This is a genomic window from Akkermansia sp. N21116, from assembly GCF_029854705.2.
Taxonomy (GTDB): domain Bacteria; phylum Verrucomicrobiota; class Verrucomicrobiia; order Verrucomicrobiales; family Akkermansiaceae; genus Akkermansia.
The window spans coordinates 1,943,412-1,956,887 of sequence record NZ_CP139035.1 but is presented as its reverse complement, the minus strand read 5'-3'; the positions used below and the strand labels follow the sequence as shown (position 1 = coordinate 1,956,887).

Below are 13,476 nucleotides of genomic sequence, written 5' to 3'. Positions count from 1 at the left end.
AATGACTTCCCTTCCCCGTTTATCACTGATTTGTGCAACAATATCCCTGTTCCTGTCCGGTCTTGATGCGGCAGAGCCGCCCCAACCTTACGGAGCTGTCCCTACGCCTCAGCAGGTAGACTGGCAGAGGATGGAATACTACGGATTCATCCACTTGGGCCTCAATACCTATACCGGTAATGAATGGGGATATGGAAATGAAAATCCCAAATTGTTCAACCCTGTTGACTTTAACGCCGATCAAATCGTCAAGCTTTTCAAACAGGCCGGCATGAAAGGCATTATTCTTACCGCCAAACATCACGACGGTTTCTGCCTCTGGCCAACGGCTACTACGAAACACAACATCACCAAGGCTACCTGGAAAAACGGCAAGGGGGATCTCGTCAAAGAACTAGCCGACGCCTGTAAAGCTAACGGTCTGAAATTCGGTACCTACATATCCCCATGGGATCGCAATCACAAGGAATACGGGAAAGAAGGCTATCTGAAAGATTACTACGGACAAATCCGTGAACTCCTCAGCGGCAAATACGGCAATATCTTTGAAATCTGGTTCGACGGGGCCAATGGCGGCGACGGCTGGTACGGAGGTGCAAAAACCACGCGTAAAATTCCTCAGGATTATTATAACTTCCCGGCTATCGTCAACATGATCCGCGGTCTCCAGCCCAACTGCATCATCTGGGGCGCCGGCCATGTCGGAGACGCCCGATGGGGCGGTTCCGAACGAGGACATGTCGGCTATCCGCACTGGGCTACTGAAGACACGGACAAACCGGGAAATGCGGCCCATGGCGTTCCGCACGGCAATCGCTGGGTACCCGCCGAAGGTGATACCTCCATCCGGAGCGGCTGGTTCTGGCATGAACGTTACAACAATTCCGTCAAAACGCCCGAACACCTGCTCGACGTCTGGATCAACAGTGTCGGACGGGGAGCCAATCTCATCCTCAATGTCCCTCCGGACAAACAGGGTCTCATCTACCCGTCCGATGCCCAAGCTCTTCTTGGCTTCAAAAAACTGAGGGACAAACTCTACTCCAAAGACTTCGCTCTGGGAGCCAAGGGAAAAGCCACCAACACACGTGGAAACGACAAACGATTTTCCCCCGCCAGCCTCTTCGACAACGACATAGAAACCTATTGGACAACCGATGATGGCAACAATACACCGTCCGTCGAAATCACCCTTCCCCGCAAAGCCACCTTCGACATCGTCCGCCTCCGTGAACAAATCCGTCTCGGTCAGAGGGTGGAATCCTTCCGCGTCGATGCATGGGAAAACGGTACATGGAAACAAATCATCGACGGCAAAACCATAGGCAACCAAGTCATGCTTCCTACGGCCGCCCCGGTGACGACAGATAAACTGCGCCTCACCATCACGTCCAGTCCAGCCGTTCCCTGCATCTCGGAATTTTCCCTTCTGCTCCGCCCCGTTTCCTTGCCTCAACCCTCCATCACCCGTCAGGGAGACACCGTCACCATCGACGCCAAAACAACAGGAATCATCAGATTCACGACAGATGGTTCCCAACCCACCTCGCAATCCCCAATATTCAAAGAGCCTATCAGCCTGCCCAATGGCGGCATCGTTTCGGCACGAGTCTTCGACACCGAAGGTAACAGCGGACCGGACGCCACCACCCGCTTCGGCATCTCAAAAAAAGACTGGAAAGTCATCTCCGCCACGGCCGGAACCTCTCCGGAAATGGCTATCGACGACAAACCTTCCACCTTCTGGCACACTCATGAAAACACCGGTGAAAAGAATCCACCCCAAAGCATCACCGTCGATATGGGTAAAGCCCATGCCATTTCAGCCTTCTCCTACCTCCCCCGTCAGGACAACTGTACCCATGGCATGACCGATCGGTACATCTTCGAAGTCAGCCCGGACAACAAACACTGGAAAAAAGTTGCAGAAGGCGAATTCTCCAACCTCAGGGCCAATCCCATCGAACAAATCGTTCCTATCTCCAATTTGAAGACTAAAGTCCGCTACTTCCGTTTCACCGGAACACGGGCACTGGACAAAAACCACATTTCCGCTGCGGAAATATCCCTGTTCGCCAAATAAATGCCTCCCCTCCTCCTTCTGAATGTGTCCTGCTGCCCCCTGTCATAGGACACATTCAGAAGCCGATTCTCTTGCAAATCGGAAACAAAGGAAGTAGGTTTCCCTCGCGGACAAAGCAAATTTCCGTTGATACTTCCATGAGAGAACAAACTGGAGACAAGCATGTTGAAACTGAACAGGAGCCTGTTCGCGAAACGCTTTCCAGCCATGTTCATCAATTGGAAGGGAGCCCCCAATCCGAAGCCGCCCCCCCTAAAGACGAATTCTTCGTCTTCCAACGGGAACTCGTCTCCGGCACCAAACTGGAACACTACGAAATCGACCATGTCCTCGGCAATGGAGGATTCGGCATCACCTATCTAGCCAGAGACATTTACCTCAACCGCTACGTCGTCGTTAAGGAGAACTTCCCTTCTTCCTACTCCCACCGCGACCCGTTGAGCGGCCTTATCGTGCCCAATAACCAGCACGACATTGAAAACTACAACTGGGCACTCCGCAACTTCCTCAACGAAGCCCGGACCATCGCTGAACTGGACCATCCCGGTATCGTCAAAATCCTTTCCATCTTCGAGACCAACGGCACCGCCTACTTCGCCATGGAATACATCAACGGCCTCTCCCTCGACTATCTGGGAGACCGCTTGATGACCACCGGCAAGAGATACACGGAAGACGAGATGAAAGGCCTGCTCTTCCGCCTTCTGGACATCCTGCACTACCTCCACGGCAAAGACATCTTCCACCGGGATATCAAACCGGGCAACATCCTCCTCACCCGGGAAGGCATGCCCATCCTCATTGACTTCGGCGCAGCGCGGCACGCCTCCAAACTCACCTCCCTGACCGTCCTGACAACCCACGGGTACTCCTCTCCGGAGCAAGCCCTCGGTCTCAGCAATATCGGTGCATGGAGCGATCTCTACTCACTCGGCGCCACATTTTACGCCCTCCTCACAGGCAATCCCCCGGAACGGGCGGAAGTCCGCCTCTCGACCGACACCATGGTACCGCTTCACACCATGCCCGAACTGGCGGCATGCTACACACAGGAATTCCTGCAAAGCATCGACAAAGCCCTCATGCCTCAGGTTGAAGACCGCTACGCGAACGCCGCCCAATGGATGGAATCCCTCCATCTCACCGGCAACGACGACCTGAGTACCATCAACGTTTCTCACGAAGAACTCCGCATCGCCCGCGAAAAAAACAACTGGCTTCCCCTTATTTCAACAGACTCCCACCAGCAGCAGAGCGACACGGAACACAGCCGAAAGACAACTTCACGCTCCGGAGCCAAACTCCGCCCGTCCTTTTCCTCCATCTTCACGGGCGTTCTTGTCGTTCTCATCATTGCAGTTTCCGTTTTCATCGGCGCCGACATCTTCAAGAAAGAACCCCTAGGCACCACAATCAAAGAAACCATCTCCACCATCCGCCTCGACACACCACGGGAAATGCTGAACCTCTCAGCCATCTCCATCCCGACACTCTCCATTCCTCCCGACAGCCCGTCCCTGCCCAAAAGCATCGACTCCTTCCGACTCAAATTGTCCGATACCGTCCTGGCACAATCCAATCTGCCCACCCCTAGGCCGGAAACCCTGCGCATCAGTTCCATCTACCTGAATAAAGCCGCCAATAAGCCGGACTCTCTCAAGTCCCTGAAAATGGACCAGCCTCTTTACCTCGTCATTCAGGACTCCGCCGGCAACGTTGTCGCACAATCCGACAATGCTGCTCAAATGGGACTTGTTCCTGGCAGGCTGACAGTCAACTATGTCTTTCCTGCCCTGCCGGAACTTAAAACCGAGGAAATTTACACATATTCCTTTCAAACGGTCAATGGTGAACAGATGCCAGTCCTCCTCTCCATGATGGACAACGGATTCGTCTCCAAAGAACAAATCCCCTCCTATCCTCACATCAAATTCATCTGTGCATCCCCCTCTGCCGGTCCCGATCCTGCTATTAAAACCATTGCAGAAGAAGAAGTTTTCCGTACTCTCAGCCAGCCCTGCGCCGACAGCCAAACCTCCATCAGCCTACTTCCGTCCACGAGCGAAAGCCTCACGCTCATCAAAACCATGGCTGCCATCGGCTACCCCGAGGCCCAATACAAAATGTTCCTTATTCTTTCCGGTGAATCAGAATCGGAAACCACCCTGCTGGAAGGCATCAAATGGTTGTATAAATCCGCTGTCAGCGGATATCCGGTCGCCCAGCGAAGACTCGGTTCCCTACTCCTTGGAGAAAAGCGCTTCTACCCCGGACTTCCCGTCAGAACAACCCTCATCCCCCAGGACTACGCCCAAGCCGCCAGCTTCCTGCGCCTGGCCACACAGCACCACGATTCCTACGCCCTTTACATGCTCGGCTTGATGAACACCCAGGGCTGGGGAACTCCGCGGTCTCTGGAAATCGGACAAGCCATGCTCGAATGGGCCTCCCGCACCAATCCTCTTTTCAAAACGGGACACCTCGACCCCACGGCAGACATCATCGGTTTCTGGGGAACACAGTACGTCAAGCCCAACACGCCGACCGTCATGAGTTTCCCACTGACAAGCAAACAAGCCCTCAGTGACGGTTCTCTCCGTATCCTCAGCACCGGCGGCAACTCGCAATGCCAGATATCCGATGTCCACATTACGCAAAATGGCAAAATCATTTCAGCCATTGCCACTCCCTACTCCCTCTTCCCCGGCAGCCTCCCCCAAACCATCAACATCAAGATTCCACAACTTGATAACTATGAAAATCTGGCTCTGGAAATGACCATCAAAACTCCGGGTACCAGTATTGGAGCCGTTCAGCTCCTCCCTGCAACACCCGATACGGCTCAACAGGCATTGCCAACAAATTCGACAGAAAATCGTTGACATTCCTTCTTGAAAACCCTATCTTCTTCGCACCCCACGGCGGGGTAGCCAAGTGGTAAGGCGACGGTCTGCAAAATCGTTATTCGCGGGTTCGATTCCCGCTCCCGCCTCCAAATTGATTTCATTTTAAAAGCCCCTATCCATTGAGATTGGGGCTTTTTTTCTTTCTCGTTCATCCAATTCGCCAGATTCTTCAGGAAACCTGTTGAGGTTTCAATATCCCTGCTATAAAACAACATCTCCGTTTCCGGAGCATCCGCGCCCATACGGGAGCCATAGCCCACAGAAACGGAGATGAACTTACGTCAGGTAAAAAAACGATTACCCTCTACGAGAACGCCGGCTTTCCCTCGTCGCCGGCGGGGAGACCTCTTCTCCTTCGCCCTCGCCGATGCGCTTCAGCGTTTCCCTAGACTTGGTAATCATGTCCTGCTTGCGAAAAACAGCAGCAAGACGACGGATCACCGTTTTATAAAAATCGTTATATTTCAGACGAGCCATGTTTTCCTCCGCTGTCTTGAGGATCTCACCCTCAAGACTTTCCCAACCCTTTGCCAAATCGGCATAGACGGAGGCAGCCTCCTCCCACTTTTTCTTGCCCTCGTAGGCCTTGCCTACCACCATCAGAGAAGCCGGGATGTAACCATCGGCAAACGTACCTATCTTGCCGGCCAGTACAGATGTTTTCTTGGCTTCGTCAATGGCGGAATCCCATTGTTCTCCCGCCAGTTTGACTCCGGCGCCATGAAGCGAATCCCGCACCTCCTTCAACGCAGCCCTCTTCTCCATCTGCTGTCTGTATTCGGAACGTAGGGCAGCCACTCCGTTCTTAATGCTGCCGACCTCCAGAATGCGGGGCATATCGACACCCAGTGCCAGCGCCGCACCTTCCGCCCGGCCTGCCCACAGGATAGCGGGTTCAAGCTGACCGTCCTGCAACTTGAGTTGGGCAATAGCCAGCATGATTTCCGGACAGAAACGAAGATCCTCGGAAGTGGAGGAACGGAAGCAAATTAACGCATCCTCCAACGTCTTGCACAGGGAGGCAATACCTGTCGTGCCGGGATTTTTCAATTCGGGTTCGATGTCAAGCAGAGAGATTACCCCCCATTCCGGACTGGATGTCAACTTGGCATTGATAAGGAGAGTTCTAGCCAGTTCCCTGCCCTTGCGAGGCTCTCCTCCTTCCGTCTGCCGGGTAATCTTGTCCGAAAGAAGGAAAAGCCCGGCCACTTTCCTAATAAGATCAGGCTCCTTCAACGCATTGATATCCACCTTACCGTTCAATGAGTCAATCAATGTCTGAACCTCCTTGGTAGCGCCACGCTTGCTTGCCAGGCCGACGAGGGCATCCGTCGCCTGGGCGACGGCATGAGCATCAAAAGCAGAACCGGCTTTCACAATGTCGCCATACAGGGATTCAGCATCGGCATCATCGCCATGTCCCGCCATGGAGCCGGCCACATCAAGCGCATGCTTCAACACGAGTTTTCGCTCTTCGGCAGGCAAAGAAGCCGAGGAAGCAAGATCCCGGGTCACCAATGACAACTGCAACTTGCGGAATTGGGAACGAAGACCGCGGTTTTCCAATTCGGCGGCCAGCAGGCGGGTCGCAGCCAGGCGGGCTCTCGGGTCCTTCATCCATGCCATACGATTTTCCCAATCGGTAGCCGCTTGGAGAAGTTCTTCATTCGATCCGCTCCACAACTCCATCATGGAGGATAATTTGTCCATTGCCTCCTTCTGGCTCTCGACCGTAATGTAATGAGGTTCCCTCCACTTCCGTACTGTCGTATAGCAATATTCAATTCCCCAATACACAAACCCGGCAATGACAAGCCATAGAAACAATTTGAAGAGGCGACGCCAAATGGGGCGCTTCCCCCGTAACCGGGATGGGTGGCTAACTCTGGGTCTGTAGGAACTCATGCAGTTTAATGAGTCAGATATAGAGGAAGGAATCAAGCCTTTTAACGGCGCAAGCGCCTTGATGGAGCGGAAATACGCGGGAAGCCCGCATCTTTCCAGCATGCATCCGCTTTATCCCTCATATTCAAACCATCGTAGCATTTTGCCATATTCTTGAGGTTTTCCGAGCGTTTTTCCCCCTCCATCAAAGGAATAACCGCCAAAAAGGTATCGACGGCCATCTGCCACTGCTCTTTTTCCATATGGGCGTAGGCCTTGCACAAAGCCGTTTCCATGAAGAGAGGATTCTCAGGTGTCGTCTTCAAGTAATCGAATGCCTTTGCATAGGCCTCCAGAGCTTCCGGAGTATTGCCGCTAAGATCATAGGCCATTCCCAGATTCTTGAAGACGCGCCCGAGGGAAACGGTTTCTCCGGGAAACTTCGACTCCCTCAACTGGGCTGCCTGTTTCAAATACAGCAGAGCCTTGACCGGATCCCCCTGTTCAAGATAGGCACGCCCCAGTCCTTCGCAAGACTGAACCTGGGCTTCCGGACAGGTTGTAAAGTCCACCGTGCGGGAAAAACACCCGATGGCTTCCGCAGGCTTGCTGCGCAACAGGTGAGTCCAGCCGATCTGATCATAAAGACAGGGCCAGAAATTGTTTTTGACATCGACGCGCCCCATGGCAACACCTTCGGCACGGTACAGGTTGGCAAGAGCCTCCTCATAGTCTCCTTGAGAGGAACGGATGCGGGCAAGGCCGCGCAAAGCGTCCAGGGTAAAACCGATGTCGGCATCATTCTTCCGCAAATTCTGCAATCCCGTTTGAAGCATTTTCTCCGCTTCGTCCAGCCGTCCGGATTCCAGAAAAGCTTCTCCCATGCATACACGGGCGCTGCCAAGATCCGACCCTCCATTTCCATCCTGTTCCGGCCAGAGTTTGAGCGCTTCTTCAAAAAGCGCTTTGGAACGGTCGGCATTCCCGCGAGTTCGTTCGATGCGAGCCATCATGGAAAGGATACGAGCCTGAACCATGCGGCCATTTGCTCCGTCCAAGGATTTCGCCTGCGCTCGGGCAATATCCAGTACTTTAAAAGCTTCATCCTGGCGATTGTCCGCCAGCAGAGCAACGCCGGCAGCCTGAAGAGCTTTGATTTTTCTGGGGGCTTGCGCAGCCTCCGTGTATCCGGCGGCAGCTCTTTGGAAGAATGAAGCGGCTTCGACCGGGCGGTTTTCACGCATTAACAAAGAAGCCGTCAAATCGGCTCGGGGCGCCCAGCGTGCAGCATCCGTAAGAGGGGCATCCGCAGGCATCAATTCATTCAAGAGTTCCAGGGCATCATCGGTTCGTCCCTGAGTCAGCAAATCGCGCCCCAGTCCCCAGGACACGTCGCGGAACAGAACGGGGTCGTGAATCCACGACAGGCGCTCCTTCCTGTTTTTGACAAGACTGGCCAGAGAATCGGGGCCGGAAGCAGATTCCGACATAAAACCGGCCAGATTTTTCATCGCCTTCTCATCGCTTTGGAGAATCACTTTCTGCTGGGGCGTCGCGGCCCCTTCCTCCCATCCCTGATTATATCCCATGCGGAACGTCCCATACTGCAGAGTGGCAACCACCAGAACCAATCCGCCGACAATCATCCAACGAGTACGACGGGAAAGAGGGATCAACTGTTCCATATGACCTTGCATGCAGAGGTTAAGACACCGTTTCATCCCGTGAAAATCAAGCTTAAAAAGGGTCTTCCCATAGCTTCCCATACAAGTTTTTTATCATCATTCACTTTAGGAACGTCTCTCTCGTCCAAATCCCAACTTGCTAAAAACAAAACATTTTCCATCTTTTCTCCGGGGCTGTCCACGAGAAGGCTTGAGCCTTCCCGCGTTCGCTGGCACAATACAACCAAGCTCCTTTTCCTATGCGTTCCTTCATCGCCCAATGCTGCGTAGCCGGTATCACCGAATGGGTTGTGTGCCCCGGGGCACGCAACACGGCCCTGCTGCAAACCCTTTCCACATGTCCCGGACTAACGGTCTGGACCCACTTCGACGAACGATCCGCCTCTTTCTTTGCTCTGGGCCGCATTCAGGACACAGGGTTGCCCGTAGCCGTCATCACGACTTCCGGCACAGCCGTTGCCGAACTCTATCCCGCTATTGTAGAAGCCTACTACCAAGCCCGCCCCCTGCTCCTCATCACGGCGGACCGCCCCGCCGACTTCCGGGGCTCCGGAGCACCCCAGGCCATCGAACAAGCGGAAATGTTCGGTATTTACGCCCCTACGGTCGACATTGAAAAACCGGAGGATATCTCCGAATCGCTGGTAGAAGACACATGGGACTACCGAAGCCCCCTCCACATCAACATCTGCCTACCCGAACCCGACCTCCATCCTTCCGCCCGCGTCGAAGAATTTTATCCGGCTCCTCCTCCGGAAATCGAATACCCCCGGCCGGCTCTGGCAGACCTTGCCACCGCACTCCGTACCCGGGGAGATCGTGGCATGGCCCTTCTGATCGGCGGACTCGACCCGGACGAACAGGATGCCGTCCTCTGGCTTGCCCGCGAACTGAAAGCCCCCGTCCTCGCGGATGCCACCTCCGGCCTCCGCGAACACTTGGATGAACTCTGCCTCCGGGATGGAGACGCCGTCCTGCGCGCCACCCCTCCCCCTCTCGTACTACGCCTTGGAGATGTCCCCGTCGGCCGGTTTTGGCGCGACCTGGAGGATCTGCCCGGAACCGATGTCTTCTCGATCACTCGCACGGGATTCTCCGGCCTTGCCCGTCCCTCATCCGTCATCTGCGGCAACATTGATGCCGTCATCCAGGCGCTGGGAGACATCGATGCCGCCAGTGACGGCATGAACTTGCTTCGCGAATCCCGGAAACGCGAATCCCTCATCGAAGAGGCCATCAATGCCTGCGAGACCTCGGAACCCGCCCTCATCCGTGCCATTTCCCAATATGCCTGCCTGGCCGATTCCGTTTTCCTGGGCAACTCCAACGCCATCCGGCTCTGGAACGCCTACGCCCAGCATCGCATCCCGACCTCCAATGTCCGGGCCAACCGCGGGGCAAACGGAATTGACGGCGAAGTGTCCACCTTCCTTGGCAACTCTGCCTGCATGAAAGAAAGCTGGGCCGTCATGGGCGACCTGACCGTCCTTTACGATGCCAATGCTCCTCTCCTGCTTCCGCAACTCGACCCCGGGAGGAGAATACTCGTCGTCCTCAATAACCGTGGAGGAGGAATCTTCCGGCGCCTCCCAGGAGGAAACGCCCTCAGTCCCGCCATGGAGCGCATGCTTATCCAGCCCCAGTCCGTTTCCTTCCAACACGTCGCCTCCCTCTGGGATGCCGCTTACATCCGCATCAACTCGGCGGATGAAATCGGCTTGCTCGACGAACTGCCCGAAACCGGATTCGCCATCGTCGAACTTGCCCCGGAACACTCCCAGACGGAAGCATTCTACCGCATGCTCGGACGATAAAGCCATATCACCGCTCCCTCCATCGCCACTTCCAGCCCCAATGCCTTCATGACGAATCCACATGCCAGCAAGCCCATTATCTATAAAGACAGGTACACCGGCAAAGAAATCCGGGAACAAGTCATGGCGGAAGCCGCCCTACGCTGGATCTATGGAACCACGACCGGCAAAATCGCCCTGCACGGTCTCATTAAGAGAGCCATCTTCTCCCGTCTTCTGGGCTATATGAAAAATCGTCCCTCCAGCAGGAAGGACATCAAACCGTTCATCGCCGAATACGGCATTCCCATGGAGGAATCTATCCTCCAGGCACACGAATTCGGCTCTTTCAACGAATTTTTCTACCGTCGTCTCAAACCCCAGGCCCGCCCCGTCCATCCCAGCTCGGACACTGCCGTCTTCCCCGCCGACGGCCGTCACATGGGCTGGCAATGTGCCGCCGACATGCGCGGAGTCTTCATCAAGGGACAAAGCTTCGACCTTCCGGCCCTTCTCGGCAGCCGGTCTCTCGGGGAACAATATGCCGAAGGCTCCGTCATCCTCTCCCGCCTGTGTCCGACAGACTATCACCGATTCCACTTCCCCACGGACGGAATCCCCGGGAAAGCCCGCACCATCCCCGGTCCTCTCGCCAGTGTCTCCCCATACTGTCTGCGCTGCCGCCTCTCCTGGCTTTGGACCAACAAACGAGTCCTCACCCTCGTACAAAGCGCCGAATGGGGCCAAGTAGCTATCCTCGAAGTAGGAGCTACCGGCGTCGGAGGCATCAAGCAAACCTATATTCCCGGAGAACCCGTCCGCAAAGGAGATGATAAAGGCTATTTCTACTTCGGAGGTTCCACCGTCATGACGTTCTTCGAACCGGGGCGCATCCGCCTCGCCGACGACCTCCTCGAAACCTCCTCCCGCCACATGGAACTCTTTGCCCGGCAAGGCGACATCATGGGCTTTGTGACTTCCTACTAAATTCAATCAATTCTCATGGCGAAAATACTCCCTCTGCTTCCCCCTACACGGAAGAAGACGGTGGCGGGTCCTGAACGTGAACGTACATCGTATCGCGGATATTCAACAGCAGGTATTCCCGGGCATCCATCACACAGGTCAGCAAGGCTCCTCCATCACGTTTGATCACAAACGGTTTGACGAAATTATCGCAAAACAGCCTGTTGCCGCGTCTTTGACACTTGAACAGGAAATTACCGATTCTCAGAGATACCTCTTTCGGGATTTCTTCCGGTTCGCGACCATTGCATTCCAGAAAAACAAACTTCCCGCTCTCATCCTTTCCAAAAGCTTCCACTCCATAACTCAGCCACTTCACGACAAGAAACTCATTGTCAAAATACAATACATGAAAATGCCGTGTCTCGGGTTCATTGAGAAGATACCCATTTCCTCCGAAAAGGATATATGATCTTTCCCAAATAGGGTGTTTCATCCGGACGACATATTCCCAGCAAGCCTCATCATCGCTGATTGTGTAATTGCAAAGCTTGAAACGCTCCGACAAATAAGCCTTGTGCTCACTGGAACGCATCATGGAAATTGTGGAAGCATTGATCAGGAGATGGAAGTTGCCGAATGAAGACTCGTTCCTGTCGAACAATCCATGCCGCTGCATGAGCATATCCAGAACCTGGTCTTCATTCTGCCCGAACTTGACGCCGGAATCCAAGCCATACTCTTGTGCCAATTCCGAGAGTTTTTCGCTGTCCTTCTCACAATCCGCCAATTCCTTCATCACGGCTTTTGAGAAGATGGATACATTTCCAATAACATTGCTGTTGTGACTGCCGGTTACAAGCCCGCCATAATCTGTCTTCGTCAAAGAATTTCTGCTATAAACCACGGAAGAGTAATCTGCCGGATATTTTTCATGCAATTTCACGCAATCTCCAACGTACGACAACGAATAGAAATCATCATCGTCAATCTTCACGAACAAGTCGAATTCATCCAGGTCCACATCACGGATGGGATCAATCATATTGGATAACTGATTCTTGTTGGGAAACAACCTCAAAACGAGCTTTCCACTGTCAATAAATGGCTTGAACTCATTCAACAAATACACATTAAACTGGTATTCATCCAGGCCCTTGACGGCAAAGAACACACGACAGTTCTCGTAATTCTGCATCAAAGCCCAGTACAACTGCCGCACAAGGTGCTCAAAACGGTTGTAGGAACAACAGATGATAGCAACACGGGGATGCTCCGGGAGAAATGGCTCCGCCTGGAAATCGAGATTGAGCCTGCTCAAAGCTTCGATCACGGACTCATCTTCGATTCTTGATGAGACAACCTTATCATTCCACTTGATGAAAAAGAGCCTCTCGCCCTTTCTCTCAATTTCTCCCAGAAGATAACGGTTCTCATTTCTTTTCCGGACTGCATAGGCATGACCTTCACGAACATAGCAGGAAATATCCCCGCTCGTCACTAAAGCTTCCCGGTCATAAACGCGGTAAATCATTTCCATCTCCGGCATCTTCAACCAATGAGACGTAATCACATTGTTTGATTCCAGAGGGAATCTGAATTTGTCGTGCGAAAACCGCTTATCGTCGCAATAATCCAATCCACGCTCCCGGCAATAATCATAAATCAGGAGATCGTCACATCCGCGTACCGGCAAGTGTGCCTCGACAATTTCCTTGACCCTCTTCCTGGAAATCAACAGCCCCGCACCGCCGGAAATCGTCATGCGATTGTCGTATCCGGCACTGATAACTTCTCCCCGCAATCCGACATCCTCCTCATCATCAACCAGGCGGCACAAACGCGCCAGATCGACAAAAGTATCGTCATCGCAATCGAAGATATAATCGAACTCCTTGTTTTCCAGGGCATATCGAAAAATCCTCCAATGTTTGTCGGGCAAATACTCATACTTGTCGGAACAATCCACCTCCACAAGGTCATCCTCCGCCTCCATTGGAGTATCGCCATCCGGCTTTCCATAAAAAAAGACATACTCTACATTGAGGTTCTTCTCCCGGATATCCCGGAGCCAGGTCTTCCTGAGAGTTTCACGTCGCTTCCGGTAAGCTCTGGCCGTAGCAATCGTAAGTAATATTTTTTTGTGCATCATTCACGTT

General features: G+C 53.6%; 8 protein-coding genes and 1 tRNA gene. 5 read left to right on the top strand and 4 right to left on the bottom strand.

Features of this window, described 5'->3' with window-relative positions; translation table 11 throughout:
* Position 1: 1 nt before the first annotated feature.
* The 3 genes from QET93_RS07485 to QET93_RS07475 all read left to right on the top strand — a co-directional run bounded on the left by QET93_RS07485 (position 2) and on the right by QET93_RS07475 (position 5,078).
* Positions 2-2,083 (top strand): alpha-L-fucosidase, encoded by a 2,082-nt coding sequence (locus tag QET93_RS07485; RefSeq protein ID WP_280132834.1) that lies wholly within the window; start codon positions 2-4, stop codon positions 2,081-2,083.
* 137 nt (positions 2,084-2,220) lie between these two features.
* Positions 2,221-4,965 carry a protein kinase gene (locus QET93_RS07480; protein ID WP_280132835.1) on the top strand — a complete coding sequence of 915 codons (2,745 nt, stop codon included), beginning with the start codon at positions 2,221-2,223 and terminating at the stop codon, positions 4,963-4,965.
* Positions 4,966-5,003: 38 nt separating this feature from the next.
* Positions 5,004-5,078, top strand: a tRNA-Cys gene (locus QET93_RS07475).
* A gap of 208 nt (positions 5,079-5,286) precedes the next feature.
* Here QET93_RS07475 and QET93_RS07470 read toward each other — a convergent pair.
* From QET93_RS07470 to QET93_RS07460, 3 genes are read right to left on the bottom strand one after another with little or no spacing between them, the layout of a single operon-like run.
* Positions 5,287-6,894: a hypothetical protein gene (locus QET93_RS07470; protein WP_280132836.1), complete on the bottom strand. Its 1,608-nt coding sequence runs from the start codon at positions 6,892-6,894 to the stop codon at positions 5,287-5,289.
* Positions 6,895-6,935: 41 nt separating this feature from the next.
* Positions 6,936-8,558 carry a tetratricopeptide repeat protein gene (locus tag QET93_RS07465; protein WP_280132837.1) on the bottom strand — a complete coding sequence of 541 codons (1,623 nt, stop codon included), beginning with the start codon at positions 8,556-8,558 and terminating at the stop codon, positions 6,936-6,938.
* Positions 8,559-8,590: 32 nt separating this feature from the next.
* Positions 8,591-8,740 carry a hypothetical protein gene (locus QET93_RS07460; protein WP_322189927.1) on the bottom strand — a complete coding sequence of 50 codons (150 nt, stop codon included), beginning with the start codon at positions 8,738-8,740 and terminating at the stop codon, positions 8,591-8,593.
* Between the two features lie 57 nt (positions 8,741-8,797).
* Here QET93_RS07460 and menD point away from each other — a divergent pair, with 57 nt between their 5' ends.
* Together menD and QET93_RS07450 are read left to right on the top strand one after the other, a co-directional pair.
* Entirely contained in the window at positions 8,798-10,372 is a 1,575-nt protein-coding gene (gene menD, locus QET93_RS07455; RefSeq protein ID WP_280126579.1) for a 2-succinyl-5-enolpyruvyl-6-hydroxy-3-cyclohexene-1-carboxylic-acid synthase, read from the top strand.
* A 48-nt stretch (positions 10,373-10,420) separates the two neighbouring features.
* Positions 10,421-11,338 (top strand): phosphatidylserine decarboxylase, encoded by a 918-nt coding sequence (locus QET93_RS07450; RefSeq protein WP_280132838.1) that lies wholly within the window; start codon positions 10,421-10,423, stop codon positions 11,336-11,338.
* Positions 11,339-11,381: 43 nt separating this feature from the next.
* On the opposite strand, the gene QET93_RS07445 is transcribed toward QET93_RS07450, so the two are convergent.
* Positions 11,382-13,469: a hypothetical protein gene (locus QET93_RS07445; protein ID WP_280132839.1), complete on the bottom strand. Its 2,088-nt coding sequence runs from the start codon at positions 13,467-13,469 to the stop codon at positions 11,382-11,384.
* Positions 13,470-13,476 lie beyond the last annotated feature (7 nt).

Excerpts from the sequence above, each read along its gene's own strand:
- menD (WP_280126579.1), top strand. The coding sequence starts at position 8,798 with ATGCGTTCCTTCATCGCCCAATGCTGCGTAGCCGGTATCACCGAATGG.
- QET93_RS07445 (WP_280132839.1), bottom strand. The coding sequence starts at position 13,469 with ATGATGCACAAAAAAATATTACTTACGATTGCTACGGCCAGAGCTTAC.
- QET93_RS07480 (WP_280132835.1), top strand. The coding sequence starts at position 2,221 with ATGAGAGAACAAACTGGAGACAAGCATGTTGAAACTGAACAGGAGCCT.
- QET93_RS07450 (WP_280132838.1), top strand. The coding sequence starts at position 10,421 with ATGACGAATCCACATGCCAGCAAGCCCATTATCTATAAAGACAGGTAC.
- QET93_RS07485 (WP_280132834.1), top strand. The coding sequence starts at position 2 with ATGACTTCCCTTCCCCGTTTATCACTGATTTGTGCAACAATATCCCTG.
- QET93_RS07465 (WP_280132837.1), bottom strand. The coding sequence starts at position 8,558 with ATGGAACAGTTGATCCCTCTTTCCCGTCGTACTCGTTGGATGATTGTC.
- QET93_RS07470 (WP_280132836.1), bottom strand. The coding sequence starts at position 6,894 with ATGAGTTCCTACAGACCCAGAGTTAGCCACCCATCCCGGTTACGGGGG.